This window comes from Flavobacterium limnophilum (assembly GCF_027111315.2).
GTDB classification, from domain to species: Bacteria; Bacteroidota; Bacteroidia; order Flavobacteriales; family Flavobacteriaceae; genus Flavobacterium; species Flavobacterium limnophilum.
On sequence record NZ_CP114289.2, the window covers coordinates 4,446,528 to 4,464,210 of the forward strand.

Sequence of the window (17,683 nt, forward strand, 5' to 3'; positions counted from 1 at the left end):
AAACAATAAAACTAAAATCCATGGTTAGAAATATTTTTAAAATTTCAGTAGTAGCAATTATTTGTAATGCAATGACGGTTATGACTGTTAATGCTCAAGATATAAATAGTTCAAAATCCATAGAAACTAAAATAGAAAATATAATTTCCTTGTTAACTATCGAGGAAAAAGTGGCAATGTGTCATGCACAATCTAAATTTAGTACTCCAGGAGTAGAAAGGCTTGGTGTTCCCGAATTATGGATGTCTGATGGTCCTCATGGGGTTCGCGGAGAAATAAATTGGGATAATTGGGGATACGCTGGATGGACAAACGATTCTATAACGGCATTTCCTGCGTTGACTTGTTTGGCAGCAACATTTAATCCTAATTTATCTAAAGATTACGGAATAAGTATTGGCGAAGAAGCTCGCTACAGAAAAAAAGATGTGCTTTTAGGTCCAGGTGTAAATATGTATCGATCTCCTTTGAATGGGCGAAATTTTGAATATATGGGCGAAGATCCGTTTTTGGCCTCAAAAATGGTGGTTCCGTACATTCAAGGGGTACAACAAAATGGAGTGGCCGCCTGCGTGAAGCATTTTGCGCTAAATAATCAAGAAGTTTGGAGAGACCATATCAATGTTGAAGTCAGTGATAGAGCTTTGCACGAAATCTATTTACCAGCATTTAAAGCCGCGGTCGAAGAGGGAAAAGTCTGGTCAATTATGGGTTCCTATAACCAGTTTAGACGTCAGTTTTGTTGTCATAATGATTTGCTGTTGAACAAAATATTAAAAAAAGATTGGAATTTTGATGGCGTTGTAATCACCGATTGGGGAGGTGCGCATGATACAAAACAAGCAGCGCTAAATGGTTTAGACATAGAAATGGGAACGGGTACCGATGGTTTAACAACATCTACAAAAAACGCTTACGATTCTTATTATCTGGCTAATCCATTTTTGAAATTACTCAAAAGCGGCGAAATTGCAGAAGACGTTCTAAATGATAAAGTTAGAAGAATTTTGCGTTTAATGTTTCGAACTAATATGAATCCTAATCGTTCTTTTGGAAGAATGAACAATCAAGAACACATAGATGTAGCCAGAAAAATTGCTGGTGAAGGAATTGTGTTATTAAAAAATGAGGCTTCATTTTTCCCAATTGATGCATCAAAAAAGATAACTATTGCGGTTATTGGCGAAAATGCCACAAAATCAATGACAATTGGTGGTGGTTCTTCCGAATTGAAAGCCAAAAATGAAATAGCTCCTTTAGAGGGATTGAAAAATCGATACAAAAATGCAACTATAAAATATGCAATGGGATATGCCTCTGGCCCTTCGGCTTATGACAGGGTTATTCCTTCCACATTAGACGCAAATAAACTAAAACAAGAAGCAATTGAAGTAGCTACAAAAGCAGATATTGTGCTGTTTTTTGGTGGACTTAATAAAAATCACCTTCAAGATTGTGAAGGAGCGGATAGAAAAGAGTTTAAACTGCCTTTTGGACAAGACGAATTATTAAATGAACTTATAAAAGTAAATCCAAATATAGGGGTTGTATTAATAAGTGGAAATGCTGTCGAGATGCCGTGGATTTCCGAAATCAAAGCCTTAATGCAAACTTGGTATTTGGGCAGTGTTGCCGGAAATGCAATTGCCGACGTGATTAGTGGCGATGTAAATCCTTCGGGGAAATTGCCGTTTTCATTTCCTAAAAAATTAAGTGATAATGCGGCACATTCTTTTGGAGAATTGAGTTATCCCGGAGACGGAGTCAATCAATACTACAAAGAAGATATTTTGGTGGGTTACAGATGGTTCGACACCAAGAAAATTAAACCCCTGTTTGCTTTTGGAGAAGGACAGTCTTATACAACATTTGAACTTTCTAAATGGACTGCAGATAAGAAAGAGTATACAAAAAATGAATCAATTTTAATTTCGGGAAATGTTTCCAATACCGGTAATATTGATGGCTCAGAAGTAGTTCAGGTTTATGTTGGAAAACTAAATTCAAAAGTTAATAGAGCGGAAAAAGAATTGAAAGGTTTCCAGAAAATTGAAGTCAAAAAAGGGGAAAATGCCGCCGCCTCAATTTCGATTGATGTAAATAGTTTAAGTTTTTATGATGAATCCATTTCAAATTGGAATCTAGAAAAAGGGGACTATATAATTTACATCGGGAATTCATCCAACAATATTTCAAAAAAAATAAAAATAACAATCAAATAATTAAGGATTTCATATTGAAAACACCCTCCTTTTTTATTCCTTTTTTTAAAGCATCTTGTGATGTTTTTTAAAAATAAATCACAATAAAACAATATGAAAACAGCCATTTCCCTATTGATTTTACTAGTTTCATTTAGTATATATTCCCAGCCAAAAAAGAAAATGGAATCCAAACCTTTTTCAACAAAAGACAGGATGGTTGTAGTTTATACTACTGCTGAAAATTCTAGTTTGAGATTGTCAAAAACAGATAATCTGAAATTCAAGGAGTTAAAACAGCCTACAGAAAAACAAGTTTGTGTTTTTGTAAATCCACTCAAAACTTTTCAGACTCTTCTAGGAATTGGAGGTGCTATTTCAGACGCCAGTGCTGAGGTTTTTGCAAAATTGTCTAAGGAAAAACAGCAGGAATTACTCAATGCTTATTATAGTTCCGACAAAGGAATTGGTTATTCGTTGATGAGAACGAACATAAACAGTTGTGATTTCAGCAGTGATAGGTACACTTATATTAAGGAAGGGGATAAGTCATTAAAAACCTTCAACATTGATCACGATAGAAAATACCGTATTCCAATGATAAAAAGAGCAACGGCAACGGCAGGTGGAAAAATGACCTTATATGTCAGCCCTTGGTCAGCGCCCGCTTTTATGAAAAGCAACAATGATTTATTGCAAGGAGGTTCTTTATTGGCAGAATATTATCAGCCTTGGGCGAACTATTATTCCAAATTCATAAAGGCGTATGAGAAGGAAGGAATTCCAATTTGGGGATTGACGCTACAAAATGAACCAATGGCCATTCAAAGATGGGAATCCTGCATTTATACCGCAGAAGAGGAAAGAGATTTTTTGAAAAATTATTTAGGACCAACATTGGCAAAAGAAGGGTTGGGAGATAAAAAAATAATTGTATGGGATCATAATCGGGATTTGATGAATCAAAGAGCCGATGTTATTTTTTCGGATCCCGATGCTTCAAAATACGCTTGGGGATTGGGCTTTCATTGGTACGAAACCTGGGCTGGCGGAAAACCGATGTTTGAAAATGTAGGGAAAGTGCACGAAGCGTATCCTTCAAAAAATCTAATTTTTACCGAAGGTTGCGTCGAAAAATTCGATGCGTCTAAATACCAATTTTGGGCTAATGGAGTGCGATACGGCACTTCGATGATAAACGATTTCAATAACGGAACCGTGGCCTGGACCGATTGGAACATACTTCTTGATGAAAACGGTGGGCCAAATCACGTCGGCAATTTTTGTTTTGCACCCGTTCACGGAGACACAAAAACAGGCGAATTAATTTATACGCCTTCTTATTATTATATTGGACATTTTTCAAAATTCATTCGTCCAAATGCCAAAAGAGTCAGCACCGTGGTCAGTAGAGACAGTTTGTTGAGCACGTCTTTCATTAATTCAAACGGAAAAATGGTGACTGTCGTGATGAATCAAAGTAATGAAAAAGTGGTTTATAATTTATGCATTGGAACACAAGCCACAGAGGTTTCTATTTTGCCCAATGCCATTCAAACATTGGTTTATTAAAAAAGCGAGGATTTATAAAGACATAATTAGACGATTGAACAACAAGAAACACGGATTTAAAAGATGAAAAAAACAATAACCACAACACTTTTATTGGCATTCTTTTTTGCTTTTTCACAACCAAAAACAATAGACCAAAAAGTCGATGCTTTATTAAAGCAAATGACGCTTGAAGAGAAAATTGGACAGCTAAATCAATACAATGACGATTCGAAAGCCACGGGGCCAATTACGGTTGACAATGACAAAGCTAGCCAAATTCGAAATGGACAAGTTGGCTCATTGTTGAATTGTCTTGGAACGGAACGCACAAGAAGTTGGCAAAAAATGGCGATGGAATCCCGTCTAAAAATCCCGTTGTTGTTTGGTCAAGACGTCATTCATGGTTATAAAACAACATTTCCGGTTCCGTTGGGCGAAGCCGCAAGTTGGGATTTGGAAGCCATACAAAAAGCAGCAAGAATAGCCGCCGTCGAAGCTTCGGCCTCAGGAATTCATTGGACATTTGCGCCCATGGTGGACATTGCCCGTGATCCGCGTTGGGGACGTGTAATGGAAGGCGCTGGCGAAGATCCGTATTTAGGTTCTTTGATTGCCAAAGCCCGAGTAATTGGTTTTCAAGGCGAAAAGTTAGGAGGAATTGATGCAGTCATGGCTTGTGTCAAACATTTTGCAGCTTATGGTGCAGCCGTTGGCGGAAGGGATTACAACTCGGTGGACATGAGCGAAAGAATGCTTTGGGAGGTTTATCTTCCACCGTTCAAAGCGGCTCTTGATGCGGGTGCAGCCACTTTTATGAATTCTTTTAATGACTTGAACGGAATTCCTGCAACCGGAAATAAATACTTGCAAAGGGACATCCTGAAAGGAAAATGGGGTTTCAAAGGCTTTGTGGTTTCAGATTGGGGTTCCATTGGCGAAATGCAAAATCACGGCTATGCCAAAGACGGAAAAGAAGCAGCTTATCTTGCCATCACGGCGGGAAGCGATATGGATATGGAAAGCAGATGCTACAAAAACAATTTGGAAGCATTATTGAAAGAAAAAAGAATTGACATCCAGTTAGTGGATGATGCCGTCAAGCGAATTTTACGCAAGAAATTCGAGTTGGGATTATTCGATGATCCGTATCGTTTTTGCAATGCCGAAAGAGAAAAAGCGGCACTAAACAATCCAGAACATACCAAAGCAGCAAGGGAAATTGGTGCCAAAAGCATCGTGTTGTTGAAAAATGATTCAAATGTATTGCCGCTTTCTAAAGACACGAAAACTATCGCTTTTATTGGCCCTTTGGTTAAAGAATACAAGCAAAACATGGGATTTTGGGATGTGGATTTGCCTGGAGTTGATTATGAAAAATTGGTGGTTTCACAATGGGATGGTTTGCAAAACAAGGTTGGAAAAAATACAAAATTGTTATACGCCAAAGGTTGCGAAATTGAAGGAGACAACAAAGATGGTTTTGCCGAAGCCGTAAAAATAGCTTCACAAGCCGACGTGGTCATTATGAGTATTGGAGAAAAAAGAGATATGAGCGGCGAAGCCAAAAGCAGAAGCAATATCAACATTCCAGGCGTTCAGGAAGAATTGGTCAAAGCCATTCAAGCCACGGGAAAACCGGTGGTGGTTTTGATAAATACGGGACGACCATTGGTTTTTAATTCTACTGCCGATACCGTGCCTGCCATACTTTATACTTGGTGGCTGGGAACAGAAGCCGGAAATTCGATTGCCGACGTGTTGTTTGGAGACGTCAATCCAAGTGCAAAATTGCCAATGACTTTTCCAAGGGAAGTGGGACAAATTCCGATTTATTATAACCATTTCAATACCGGAAGACCGGCCAAAAACGATACGGATTTGATGTATACTTCCGCTTACATTGATTTGTCCATTAGTCCCAAATTTCCTTTTGGATTTGGATTGAGTTATACGGCTTTTCGATATTCCGATTTGAAAATGTCCAAGAATAAAATGAAAAACAATGAAACAATTGAAGTTACTGCAAACATCACCAACACGGGAAAATATGCCGGGGAAGAAGTGGTGCAATTGTATTTGCGGGATAAATTCGGCTCCGTGGTTAGGCCTATAAAAGAACTGAAAGGATTCGAGAAAATCAAACTCAATGTGGGGGAAACCAAAACCGTGAAATTTGTGATTGACAACCAAAAATTATCTTTTTACAACGATAAACTGGAATTCAAATCAGAACCGGGCGATTTTGACTTGATGATTGGTTCGTCTTCGGAAGATATTCGCTTGAAAGGGGATTTTGAATTGCTGAACTAACTTCAAGAACACATTTTCTCGTCAAGATTTGGTGGAAAATGAAAAATTTGAAGGCAACAAAAAGAGTAGTTTATCCGAAATATTGGAATTGTAACGGTGAATATTGCGGCTTTTGCTTTTTTAGGGTTGATTTGTAAACCAAATAGGGGTCTTGGTTTTTAAAAAGACGAATGGGGTTTATGAATTTTATGAAAACAGCAAAAGAAATAGTTGGGATTGTAGTGGTGCTTTTGATGACACTTTGTTCTTGCACCAGCGACCCAATCGAACAAGTGCAGTTCTTGAAAAAGGTCGTTGAGGTTTCAGTTGACGGAACTTCAAATACAACGATTCTTTCTTACGATGGAAATAAGTTAGTGGCTATCGACAAAGCGGACCAACTTTCTAAATTTTATTATACAGGCAATTTAATTACCAAAGTTGCGGTGTTGGATAAAACAACGCAACACGCCAATACATTGGACTATTCCTATTCAGAAGATGGGAAATTGACCAAGATCACGTCGTCTGATAATTACGTGATAAATTATATTCACAACAATGATGGTTCTGTTTCTTATGAAAAATTGACCAAGGATTCCAGCAATTTTGAAGTTAAAAACCATCATGGAATCATGTATTTTCAAAACGGAAATCTCGTTAAAGACGAAAAAACTTTAGACGATGCAGGAAAAGGAATTTCGGCTAAAAACAGCGTCAGTGTAGAGTACGACTATAAAAACAATGCCTTGAAAAACATTTTGGGGTTCGATAAATTGTTGAATTATTCTAAAATAATTTCCTCAAATAATGAAATTAGTAGTACCGAGGTTTCATCGGTTAAGTATTTGGATGACGACCAAGTTGTTTCTGCCATAAAAAGAATCGACAGCAAATACCAATACAATTCAAATGGCTATCCAACAGAAATTGTTTCAGAAAACATGGTGTTTGGCGGTTCTGATTCCAACCATTTAAAATCGCAATTATTCTACAATTAGTTCTATTTTTGTAAAAAATAATAGATGCAGTTTAGAACTAAAATTTCCATTCCCAAAAACGACAATCCAATAGATTACAATTCGAAAATGGTGTCTTTGGGTTCTTGTTTTGCCGTGAACATGGCCGAGAAATTAGATTATTTCAAGTTCCAAAACACCTGCAATCCGTTCGGGATTTTATTTCATCCATTGGCAATAGAAAAATTGGTTGATTTTGCCGTTTCCGGAAAACAATTTACGGAAGAAGACGTTTTTTTTTACAACGAACGTTGGCATTCTTTCGACCTGCATTCGGATTGCAGTAATTCCAGCAAGGAGGAATTAATCGCTAATTTGAATGCCATTGTAAAATCAACTCGCCAACAAATAAGCGAGGCAACCCACATCATCATCACTTACGGAACTTCTTGGGTATATAGAAACATTGATGCAAATCAAATTGTTGCCAATTGTCATAAAGTACCCCAAAAGCAATTTGGCAAAGAAATCTTGTCGGTTGCAATTATCGAAAATTCGATTCAAAACACAATCGATTTAATCCAAAAAATCAATCCAAAAGCGAATATTATTTTCACGGTTTCGCCCGTTCGCCACCTCAAAGACGGCTATGTGGAAAATCAATTGAGTAAATCGCATTTGATTTCTGCTTTGCATTCTTCCAGCTTCCAACTTCCAACTTCAAGCTATTTCCCTTCCTACGAAATCATGATGGACGAACTTCGCGACTATCGATTTTATGCCGAAGACATGATTCATCCCAATCAGGTAGCGATAGATTATATTTGGGAACGATTTTCCGAAACCTCTATTTCTGAAGAAAGTCATTCGGTTATGAAAGAAGTCGAAACCATTCAAAAAGGATTGCAGCACCGTCCCTTTAATCCAAATTCCGAAAGTCACCAGCAATTTTTATCGAAACTTCAAGATAAAATGGCTAAATTAGTATCGCAATATTCATTTATGAAATTTTAATTATGCAAAGAAGAATTTTATTGGCAGCGGGAATCATGGTGGCAATCATCTTGCTTTTCAAATTCTGTGATTTCAAAAAAGAAGACGATTCCACCTTGGAATACAACACCAATCTCATCCAGCAACAAATAGTCAATGTGGGAAAATTGGTCGTTACCGAAGGACATTTTGCCGAAGTGGTTACCTATAAAGATCAGGACAAATACCTGATGGACATGGTTTCTTTCGAAAAGAAAGCCATCGTAATTGTCAATGCCGATGTAACGGTAGCCTACGATTTACACCAAATGAAATACGACATCGACGAAAAAAACAAGACCATCACTATCGTGAATATCCCAAAAGAAGAGATAAAAATAAGCCCGGACATTAAATATTATGATGTGGAGCAAAGCCAAATGAATCCTTTTACGGGAGATGATTACAACAAAATAAACAAAATCGTCCGAGCCAATTTGGCCAAGAAAATTGAAAAATCTTCCCTGAAAACCAACGCCAAAAACCGATTGATTTCGGAACTTTCGAAAATGCTGATTCTGACCAATACTATGGGGTGGACTCTTAAATACGAAGGCGAAATTATAGAAAAAGAAGCTGATTTTAATCAAAAAATGAAAGGGTAAAAATCTTCTTTTAATGCAAAAAGCCACATCTTTTGAGGATGTAGCTGACACTATCCCAAAAAGTGTGTAAGTTTAAAAATATAGGGGTTTGATTTTTTAATTAAAGTTGAACCCTTTTTTCAAATATAGTTAAGAACTGGTTGAGGATTAATCCCCAGTTTTGGATTGGCATCGACCATTTTTTGGTTGCCTCTCTCAAAGCCAAATATACAGATTTTAAAACAGCTTCATCCGTTGGGAATGATAATTTGTTTTTAGTGTATTTTCTGATTTTACCATTGAGGTTTTCGATTAAATTTGTGGTGTAAATTATCTTTCTGATTTCTACTGGAAAGTCAAAGAATACGGTAAGTTCCTCCCAATTTTCTTCCCAGGATTTAATCGCATAAGGATATTTATTATTCCATTTTTTAGAAAAATCTCCCAGAGATGCTTTAGCAGCTTCTTTAGTTGGAGCATTGTAAATAAGCTTCATATCTGCCGAAAATTCCTTTTTATCTTTCCAAACCACATAACGAGCTGAGTTTCTAATTTGATGTACTACACAGATTTGGGTTTGTGATTCTGGGAATACATTTTTGATAGTTTGCGTAAAACCATTTAGATTGTCAGTAGCAGTAATTAGTATATCTTCAACTCCTCTAGCTTTTAAATCTGTTAAAACGCCAAGCCAGAAACTAGCACTTTCATTCTTTCCTAGCCACATTCCAAGGACTTCTTTTTTACCTTCTCTATTAAGTCCAACGGCTAAATAGATGGTTTTATTGACTATTTTTGAGTTTTCTCTAACTTTAAAAACAATTCCGTCCATCCAGACTATCAGATAAACAGCCTCTAAAGGTCGGTTTTGCCAAGCAATAATATCACTCGAAACCGTGTCGGTTATCCTAGAAATAGTACTAGTGGAAACCTCAAAATTATAAACTTCTCTTATTTGTTCTTCGATGTCGCTATTGCTCATTCCTTTGGCATAGAGAGAGATTATTACGTTCTCTAAACCATCGAGCATATTTTGCCTTTTGGGCACAATTAAAGGGTTAAATGAGGCTTCTCGATCTCTGGGAACTTGAATCTGAGATTCGCCAAATGAGGTTTTTATTTTCTTGTTAGAAAAACCATTACGAGCATTGGATTTTGTAGTTTTCTCGTGCTTATCATAGCCTAAATGGGCGTCTAATTCGCCTTCGAGCATTTTCTCTATTCCTCGCTTTTGTAGTTGGGCTAAGAAGCCATAAAGGTCTTCGCCTGTTTTGAATTGCTTCAAAAATTCATCGGATAATAAATCTTCCTTTTTCATAAAATGTGTAAAATATTAAAATTAAGTAAAAAAAGTATTAGGGTTTGCACAAACCCTAATACTTTTTTTACTTACACACTTTATAGGATACTACCATGTAGCTTTTTGATTTGTTTTGCCTGCTCGACTTTGTGGGTGCGAAGTCAGGAGACATTCGCACAGCACGATCCTGTGTTTTAAGGTTGTTTATTCTTTATGAATACTTCTAGCAGCCAGGAATCTTTATGTATCACACTAATTTAAGATATTTATTGCTTGCTATGGTGATGACAATTACTCTCATCGTTTATCATTATGTTTTGTTTTTGTAAAACATTGACAATCATAAAGTTTTTATGTGAATAACTATTTATATTTAATTTTCCAATTAATTTTTTCAAGATCTTCAATTGAATATAAATATTTTTTGTTGTAAATATTTTTCTTTAAAATATTTGCCATACCATACTTAATGATGCTATCTTCTTTAATAATATAAATTCTTATTTTTCCGTCTTCGCAAGATTTAAAATACTGCTCCCATCGGATTCTAACTGGATTTATTGTTCCGAAATTATTTGTTTTGACGTCTGCTCCCGAGTCACTTTCTGTTATTGCAGACATTTTATTCATATCCTTTTTAGATATAAATGAAATTATATTTTGATTTGAGTGATTTTCAATATATATAAATCTATTTTCTGTAATATCACATGAAAGTAAAATTGCAATAATTGTTATTGTTAAAATATATTTTTTCATCAATTATGATTTATAATGGGTATGTAATTTTCTATTATCTTATGAATCGATAATTAGTTTTCCCCAGCTGGTGTAGCTTTTTGATTTGTTTTGCCTGCTCGACTTTGTGGGGGCGAAGTCGGAGACATTCGCCCAGCCCGACCTTGTTTTTTAAGGCAATTTATTTTTTCAAAACTGGAGGATATTGCATTAAAATTTTGGACACAAATTCATTGATGACGGCTTCTTTTTGAGAGCGATCTTGGGTCAAATATCCCACTCCTTCGCCTTGCCAAACCAGCTCATTTCTCTTGGTGTCAACAAAATCTATAAATAAAGTTCCCTCAGTCGAAGTGCTTACATAAGGGTAGCCGTATCCACCCCAGTAATAAGGATAATAGCCTCTATAGCCCCAATAGGGGTATCCATAACCCCAGCCATAGCCCCAACCGCCATAATAACTGGATACATCTACTTGTTCTTTTTCTTTGGTAAATATGCCTACCAATAAATCAGGATTATCACTTTTGGTCATTCCTTTTTTGCCAAGTTCCGTTTCGATGGCATTAAGAATCCTTTTCTTGTCGAGGGTTGAAATTTGTACTTTGTCAATGGCATTTTTATTGAAAGCATAAGTCCTGTATTGACTAAAATCCACACTTTTGTCAAAATCAGAATATACGCTAATCGAGGATCCACAAGAACTCAATATAAAAAGTAATAGAACGGGGATAAATTTAATTGCTTTCATATTCTTAAATTTTAAAAGTTTTCAAGTTTGTTTACAAACCAATTTTTCAAAATAACAATGCTCAAACTAAAATAAATGTTCGTCAACTATATTTGGAATGGTCACTTTCAACAAAGGTTGTATTTCCATTGCTCTTTTTATGGCAAAAATGGCGCCTTCGTTACGAGCCCAACTTCTTCTGGAAATTCCGTTGTTGACATCCCAGAAAAGCATTGATTCTATGCGCTTTGACGCTTCTTTTGTACCATCAAGAACCATACCAAAACCACCGTTTATAACTTCGCCCCAACCGACACCGCCGCCATTGTGGATGGAGACCCAAGTGGCTCCCCGAAAACTGTCGCCAATCACGTTTTGTATTGCCATATCGGCAGTAAAACGGGAGCCGTCATAGATATTCGAGGTTTCTCTATAAGGGGAATCCGTACCCGAAACATCGTGATGATCGCGACCCAAAACGACCATTCCTATTTCGTCTTTGGCAATGGCCTGATTAAAAGCTCCTGCAATTTTCATTCTTCCTTCGGCATCGGCATACAGGATTCGGGCTTGCGAACCCACGACCAATTTATTTTCCTGAGCGCCTTTTATCCAATGGATGTTGTCCTGCATTTGTTGTTGGATTTCGGCTGGAGCCGACTTTGCCATTATTTCTAAAACCTTGCAGGCAATCGCATCTGTTTTTTGCAAATCGTCTGGATTTCCGGAGGTGCAAACCCATCTAAAAGGACCAAATCCATAATCAAAACACATGGGACCCATAATATCCTGGACATAACTCGGATACCTGAAATCGACATGGTTTTCGGCCATCACGTCGGCACCGGCACGGGAAGCTTCCAGCAAAAAAGCATTTCCATAATCGAAAAAATAGGTTCCATTTGCGGTGTGTTTATTGATGGCGGTGGTGTGACGTCGCAAGGTTTCTTGCACTTTTTCCTTGAATAATTCGGGATTGTTGGCCATCATTTTATTGGCTTCTTCAAACGAAATATCCACGGGATAATAACCGCCAGCCCAGGGATTGTGTAATGAAGTTTGGTCGGAACCCAAGTCGATATAAATATTTTCGTCGTAGAATTTTTCCCAGACATCCACAACGTTTCCCAAATAACCTATGGAAACTATTTCTTTATTGGCCTTCGCCAAAGCCACTCTTTTGACCAATTCATCGATGTCCTCAATGACTTCGTTGATCCAGCCTTGACTGTGGCGAATGTGCGTGATTTTTGGATTTACCTCGGCACAAACCGTGATGCAGCCGGCAATATTTCCGGCTTTTGGTTGCGCTCCACTCATTCCGCCCAATCCTGAAGTGACGAATAATCCGCCTTTGGGTTTGGTTTTAATTTTCCTGAAACCATTCAAAACCGTAATGGTGGTGCCGTGGACAATGCCTTGCGGACCAATGTACATATAACTTCCCGCAGTCATTTGTCCGTACTGTGACACGCCAAGCGCATTGAATTTCTCCCAATCGTCGGGTTTCGAATAGTTGGGAATGACCATTCCATTGGTTACCACAACTCGCGGTGCTTCTTTGTGCGAAGGAAATAACCCCATTGGATGGCCGGAATAGATTGTGAGGGTTTGTCCCTCTGTCATTTCAGACAAATACTGCATCGTCAATAAATACTGCGCCCAGTTCTGGAAAACGGCTCCATTTCCGCCATAAGTGATCAGCTCATGTGGATGTTGCGCCACGGCATAATCCAGATTGTTTTGGATCATGAGCATGATGGCTTTTGCTTGTTCGCATTTTCCGGGATAATCCGAAATGGGGCGGGCATACATTTTATAATCGGGGCGAAAACGGTACATGTAAATCCTGCCGTAAGTGTTCAATTCTTCGGCAAATTCCTTGATCAATTCCGCATGATGTTGCGGTTCAAAATAACGAAGCGCATTGCGAAGTGCCAATTTTTTCTCCTCCGCCGACAGAATATCTTTTCGTTTTGGCGGATGATTTATGGCTGATTCATACGGTTTTGGTTTGGGCAATTGGGATGGAATTCCTTGCTGAATTTGTTCTTGGAAAGTCATTTTGGTTTGTTTTTTGAGTTTATGCAAACTGAAAACTGCGACTGAACACTATTTTTTTATTTCCCCCGTTTTTTTGTCAAATCCATAAGGGCAATGGCGACAGCCGCTTTTACAGCAAAACCCTTTTTTTAGATGGTACTTTTCGGTGAAGCATTTGTAACCTTCAGGCGTATAATAAAAATCTTCGCCTTCGATTAATTTAATTTCATTACTTTGTTCGTTCATATTACAAATTTATACACTTTATAACCAATGTTTTTAATTGCAGCCAAATATTTAATCCCGAAAGGCTATCGAGGATTGGCCTTGTTTCCGTTTGTGTTTGTAAAATATGCATTGGATAAAAATAATCCGGTTTTTATAAATCACGAACGTATTCATCTCAGGCAACAATTAGAATTGTTGGTTGTTCCTTTTTTTGCATGGTATTTTCTTGAATTTTTGGTTCGGTTCATCCAGTATAAAAGTTGGAATTTGGCTTATCGAAATATCAGTTTTGAACGAGAGGCTTATTCAAATGAAAAAGACCTAGGCTATTTGAAGCGAAGGTCTTTTTGGAGATTTTTGAAATATATTTTTTGAAGAAGTTATTCAATTACAAAATAGGAAAAACTAGGATTTGCCGTGGTATCCCCCTTGAAACTAATATCAAAAGTACTTGTAGTAACATTACTTACCCAAGCTTTGTAATCTTGGGCAGCATCGTTTGCAAGTGTGAGCATTACTATGGGCGCACTGTTATATGCAACGTTGAAGTTGACTGTTAAGGTAACTTTGTTTGAATTTGTGGGTGTGCCAGTAATATTTATTAATCCTTTAATGTCCGTGGAATAACTTGCAAAGCTAGCGCTAGTTATTCCATTTGGAGTTGTAAGGGCTATCGTTGGGGCAGCAGTTTGTTCACTTTTGATATGTCCGTCTTTTAGGTGGAGCAATGTGGTGGGAGTAGTTGTTCCTAATCCAACCTTTCCGCTTCCTGTCCATGATAAAACATGAGTTCCTAAAAATTTCGGATCTGTGCCATAACCTAAGGACCATATATCTTGGGATGGGTTCGAAATAAAACCATAATTGTCTCCATCTGAATTCATGATAAATTCATTTTTTCCTTTGTTGTTGGCATAAATATTTCCAGTGACGTCTAAGGTAGCCAAAGGGTTGGTATTGCCGATTGCCAGTTCCCCAGTTGGGGTTACTCTCATCCATTCCGTACCACTGGTTTTGAATACGAGGGGTTGGGCGTCAGTTGTTCCTATGAAATTTGTTCCAGCAGTTGTTCCTGAATTTCCAGAAAGCGACCAGCTGGGAGAAGTTATCAAACGCGTCCATACAGTTCCGTTCCAAAAATAATAGCCTGGAGTTACATCTCCAGCGGTATTGGTGTTGTAAACTAAAGTTCCAGATAATGGCGATCCACTGTCTTGTGGATTTACTACTGGAGCCGATGTTGTGGTTAATGTTAGGGCTACTTGTGGAGCTACAAATCCATTTGTGCTGGAATTGATTTCGAGTGCGCCTCTTGGAGTTGTGGTTCCGATTCCTACCTGTGCTGATGAGTCAATACCCATTATTAACATAAATAGACAAAAAGGCAATAGGGTAATTTTTTTCATAATTAATTAGGCTATGATAAATAGTGTATGCTTTGTTGCAACTAAGTTAAGATATATTTTTTTAAAAAAATGATTTTTTTTGGATTATCGGTAATTTTGTTCGGTAAACGGCATATATTTATTACAATTGACATATATGTCTTACAAAAAAATTGAAAATTGACTTAGGTTTAATTTAATTAAGATAAAAACATCCTTTATTGTAATTTCCTTTTCTTGGTAGAATTTTAATTTTGTTAAAAGAAGTGGGGTGTTTATAGATATATAATTTATTTTAAAATACGCAAACGACTGTTTATTAGTGGTTTGAGTTTTTTTATACTCAAGGTTTTATAATAATTAAGATAATCTGGGGCAATAAAATTTGATCATTCAATATGGTGTCAAGCAAACTTAATATATGGTTCAAAATGGAATCTTTTTCTTCATCCTGACGATTAAACCACCTAGTCTTTTATGTAGTATTATGCTTAGTAAAATAATTAAAAACGCACTTAATCGATAAAAAATGCACTTAAATGATTTTTTTTCATAAAAAAGAATTAAATTTAATTTTGATTTCGAATATTTTAAAGCCAATAATATTTAAGATATTCGAGAAATAATTATTAACACATTTTTTAGCTATGAAATCAAAAATACTATCAAAAACATTCGTGATTGCCGCAGGATTTTTATTTTGTCTTCAAGCATATTCCCAAGGTATGTATGTTAAAGCCGATACTTATATTTGTGCAAGCAATCAATATGTTTACGTAAAAAATGATATAGAGTTAAATGCTGCTACCAGCAACTTCTATTTAAGAAAAGGGGGGCAATTATTGCAGGGAACTACTGGAGCAGGAGCTAACAAAGGAATTGGGAGTTTGTCAGTTTTTCAGGAAGGAACTGTTAATAATTATCAATACAATTATTGGTGTTCACCAGTTGGAAATGTTGAATCGGCTACTAGTGTGAACAATCCTTTTGGGATTAAACAATTAGGAAGACCTACAACTGCAACAGCTACTACAATGGCTACTCTTTTAGCGTCGACTTCTTATGATGGTACGGCTTCTCCTTTAGCAATTGCACCTTTTTGGGTTTATAAGTTTATCAACACAAGTAGTTATTCAGATTGGATTAAAGTGGGTTCGACCACCACCTTGGCAGCAGGTGAAGGTTTTACCATGAAGGGTACTTCCGGAACAGATACGACAACAATCGATGGAGTTCAAAATAATCCCGATGGAAATCATCAGCGTTACGATTTTAGGGGAAAACCCAATGACGGGACCATCAATATTCCTGTTTTGGCTGGAGAATTGGTATTGACAGGAAATCCATATCCTTCTGCAATTAATTTGCAAGCTTTTTTGGTCGGAGAATTAAATTGTACGGGAACTGCCTATTTCTGGGAACAGGATAAAATGGCAAACTCTCATTATATCGCTGATTATAAAGGAGGATACGGTACTTATACCCAGGCAAACATCTATGCTCCAGCCATATTCTATTCTTATGATGGGTCGGGTAATGAAGTCTCAACTATAGGCAGTTCAGGATATTCTTATGAAAGAAAATATTCTCCTATTGGTCAAGGTTTTTTGATTGAAGGGACTGCGAATGGAAATGTCCAAATGAAAAACAGTTACCGAGTTTTTGTCAAAGAAGGAGCTGCAAATAGTTCAGAATTCGAGAGAACATCAAGCAACAAAAAAAGTGCTGCCGATACACCACAAATTCGGTTCAACACTTTATTGGATAATGGGCCGATTAGCCAGATAGTATTGGCTTTTGACCCTCTATCAACCGATGGTGTCGATCGATATGATGGAGGATCTCCAAATGATGGTCCTGCCAATAATTACTTTGTAATCAATAATAGTGAATATGTAATAAATGTTCTTCCATTTGATATTGACAAGAAGATTCCAATTGGGTTTAGAAATTATGCTCAAGCCAATTATAAAATCACGGTCAACCAAATATTGAATGTTCCCGAAGTTACCAATGTTTATTTGCACGATAAAACAACCAATCAATATTATGATATTAAAAACAGTGTCTATGATTTGACATTGCCTGCCGGAACTTATTATACACAATATGAAATCACTTTTAAAAACGGTACTTTAGGAGTCGATGATTTGGAAAGTCAAAGATTTTTGGTGCAACAAGATAATGTAAATAAAAGTTTGGTAATCAATAATCCACAGCAATTAGAATTGGCTAATTGTAGCTTATACGATGTAGTGGGAAGGTTGATTTTTAGTAAAAACAAATTAGGAACCAATTCCTCTTATTCATTTTCAACGGCAGATTTAAGCAATGGAATTTATATTGTAAAGTTGACCACAAATGACAAAGCGGAAATGGGAACAAAAATTATCGTAAATAACTAGCCAAAGAAGCACTATAAAAACCTGAACTTTTATCGAAATCTAATTGCAATAAAATCAGGGCGTTAGCTTTTAAAACTAGAGGGTTTTATTTAGTTTTATCAAATTATGCAATTGGCACACAGATGACACAGCTTATGCAGATTTGCACGGATTTTTATCTATTATTTGAATATCTGTGTAAAATTTGTTCCATCCGTGTCATCTGTGTGCTTTTATACACAACTTAAATAGCTTA

Annotated in this window: 14 protein-coding genes; 8 read left to right on the forward strand and 6 right to left on the reverse strand. The window is 36.8% G+C overall.

The genetic code is table 11. The annotated features are described in order from the left end of the window. Positions 1 to 20 precede the first annotated feature (20 nt). The 6 genes from OZP13_RS18415 (at position 21) to OZP13_RS18440 (ending at position 8,640) form a co-directional block, all read left to right on the forward strand. Positions 21 to 2,222, forward strand: coding sequence for a beta-glucosidase family protein (locus OZP13_RS18415; RefSeq protein WP_281298163.1), 2,202 nt, complete (start codon positions 21 to 23; stop codon positions 2,220 to 2,222). 162 nt (positions 2,223 to 2,384) lie between these two features. Next, on the forward strand, positions 2,385 to 3,773 hold the full coding sequence (locus tag OZP13_RS18420) for a glycoside hydrolase family 30 protein (RefSeq protein ID WP_432419463.1): 1,389 nt from the start codon (positions 2,385 to 2,387) through the stop codon (positions 3,771 to 3,773). 63 nt (positions 3,774 to 3,836) lie between these two features. Beyond that, positions 3,837 to 6,065 (forward strand): glycoside hydrolase family 3 N-terminal domain-containing protein, encoded by a 2,229-nt coding sequence (locus OZP13_RS18425; RefSeq protein WP_281298165.1) that lies wholly within the window; start codon positions 3,837 to 3,839, stop codon positions 6,063 to 6,065. A gap of 188 nt (positions 6,066 to 6,253) precedes the next feature. Further along, complete coding sequence (locus OZP13_RS18430) at positions 6,254 to 7,045, forward strand: hypothetical protein (RefSeq protein WP_281298166.1); 792 nt, start codon at positions 6,254 to 6,256, stop codon at positions 7,043 to 7,045. Between the two features lie 24 nt (positions 7,046 to 7,069). Next, positions 7,070 to 8,017 (forward strand): GSCFA domain-containing protein, encoded by a 948-nt coding sequence (locus OZP13_RS18435; RefSeq protein ID WP_281298167.1) that lies wholly within the window; start codon positions 7,070 to 7,072, stop codon positions 8,015 to 8,017. Positions 8,018 to 8,019: 2 nt separating this feature from the next. Beyond that, positions 8,020 to 8,640: a DUF4230 domain-containing protein gene (locus OZP13_RS18440; RefSeq protein WP_281298168.1), complete on the forward strand. Its 621-nt coding sequence runs from the start codon at positions 8,020 to 8,022 to the stop codon at positions 8,638 to 8,640. Between the two features lie 100 nt (positions 8,641 to 8,740). Here the strand turns inward: OZP13_RS18440 and OZP13_RS18445 are convergent, their stop codons facing one another. From OZP13_RS18445 to OZP13_RS18465, 5 genes are all read right to left on the reverse strand, one after another. Continuing rightward, a complete protein-coding gene (locus tag OZP13_RS18445; protein WP_269239997.1) occupies positions 8,741 to 9,937 on the reverse strand; it encodes an IS256 family transposase in 1,197 nt (398 codons plus the stop codon). 345 nt (positions 9,938 to 10,282) lie between these two features. Beyond that, positions 10,283 to 10,678 carry a hypothetical protein gene (locus tag OZP13_RS18450; RefSeq protein WP_269241590.1) on the reverse strand — a complete coding sequence of 132 codons (396 nt, stop codon included), beginning with the start codon at positions 10,676 to 10,678 and terminating at the stop codon, positions 10,283 to 10,285. A gap of 160 nt (positions 10,679 to 10,838) precedes the next feature. Next, positions 10,839 to 11,408, reverse strand: coding sequence for a DUF4136 domain-containing protein (locus OZP13_RS18455; RefSeq protein WP_269241592.1), 570 nt, complete (start codon positions 11,406 to 11,408; stop codon positions 10,839 to 10,841). A gap of 66 nt (positions 11,409 to 11,474) precedes the next feature. Further along, the gene (gene hutU, locus OZP13_RS18460) at positions 11,475 to 13,451 is read right to left on the reverse strand and encodes a urocanate hydratase (RefSeq protein ID WP_281298169.1); all 1,977 of its coding nucleotides are present in this window, start codon (positions 13,449 to 13,451) and stop codon (positions 11,475 to 11,477) included. 48 nt (positions 13,452 to 13,499) lie between these two features. Next, entirely contained in the window at positions 13,500 to 13,676 is a 177-nt protein-coding gene (locus OZP13_RS18465) for a C1orf53 family protein (RefSeq protein ID WP_269241593.1), read from the reverse strand. A gap of 27 nt (positions 13,677 to 13,703) precedes the next feature. Here OZP13_RS18465 and OZP13_RS18470 point away from each other — a divergent pair, with 27 nt between their 5' ends. Next, the gene (locus OZP13_RS18470) at positions 13,704 to 14,033 is read left to right on the forward strand and encodes a hypothetical protein (protein WP_281298170.1); all 330 of its coding nucleotides are present in this window, start codon (positions 13,704 to 13,706) and stop codon (positions 14,031 to 14,033) included. A 5-nt stretch (positions 14,034 to 14,038) separates the two neighbouring features. Here OZP13_RS18470 and OZP13_RS18475 read toward each other — a convergent pair whose 3' ends face one another. Further along, a complete protein-coding gene (locus tag OZP13_RS18475; protein ID WP_281298171.1) occupies positions 14,039 to 15,064 on the reverse strand; it encodes an H-type lectin domain-containing protein in 1,026 nt (341 codons plus the stop codon). Positions 15,065 to 15,690: 626 nt separating this feature from the next. Here OZP13_RS18475 and OZP13_RS18480 point away from each other — a divergent pair. Next, positions 15,691 to 17,448: a DUF8693 domain-containing protein gene (locus OZP13_RS18480; RefSeq protein ID WP_281298172.1), complete on the forward strand. Its 1,758-nt coding sequence runs from the start codon at positions 15,691 to 15,693 to the stop codon at positions 17,446 to 17,448. Positions 17,449 to 17,683: the final 235 nt, after the last annotated feature.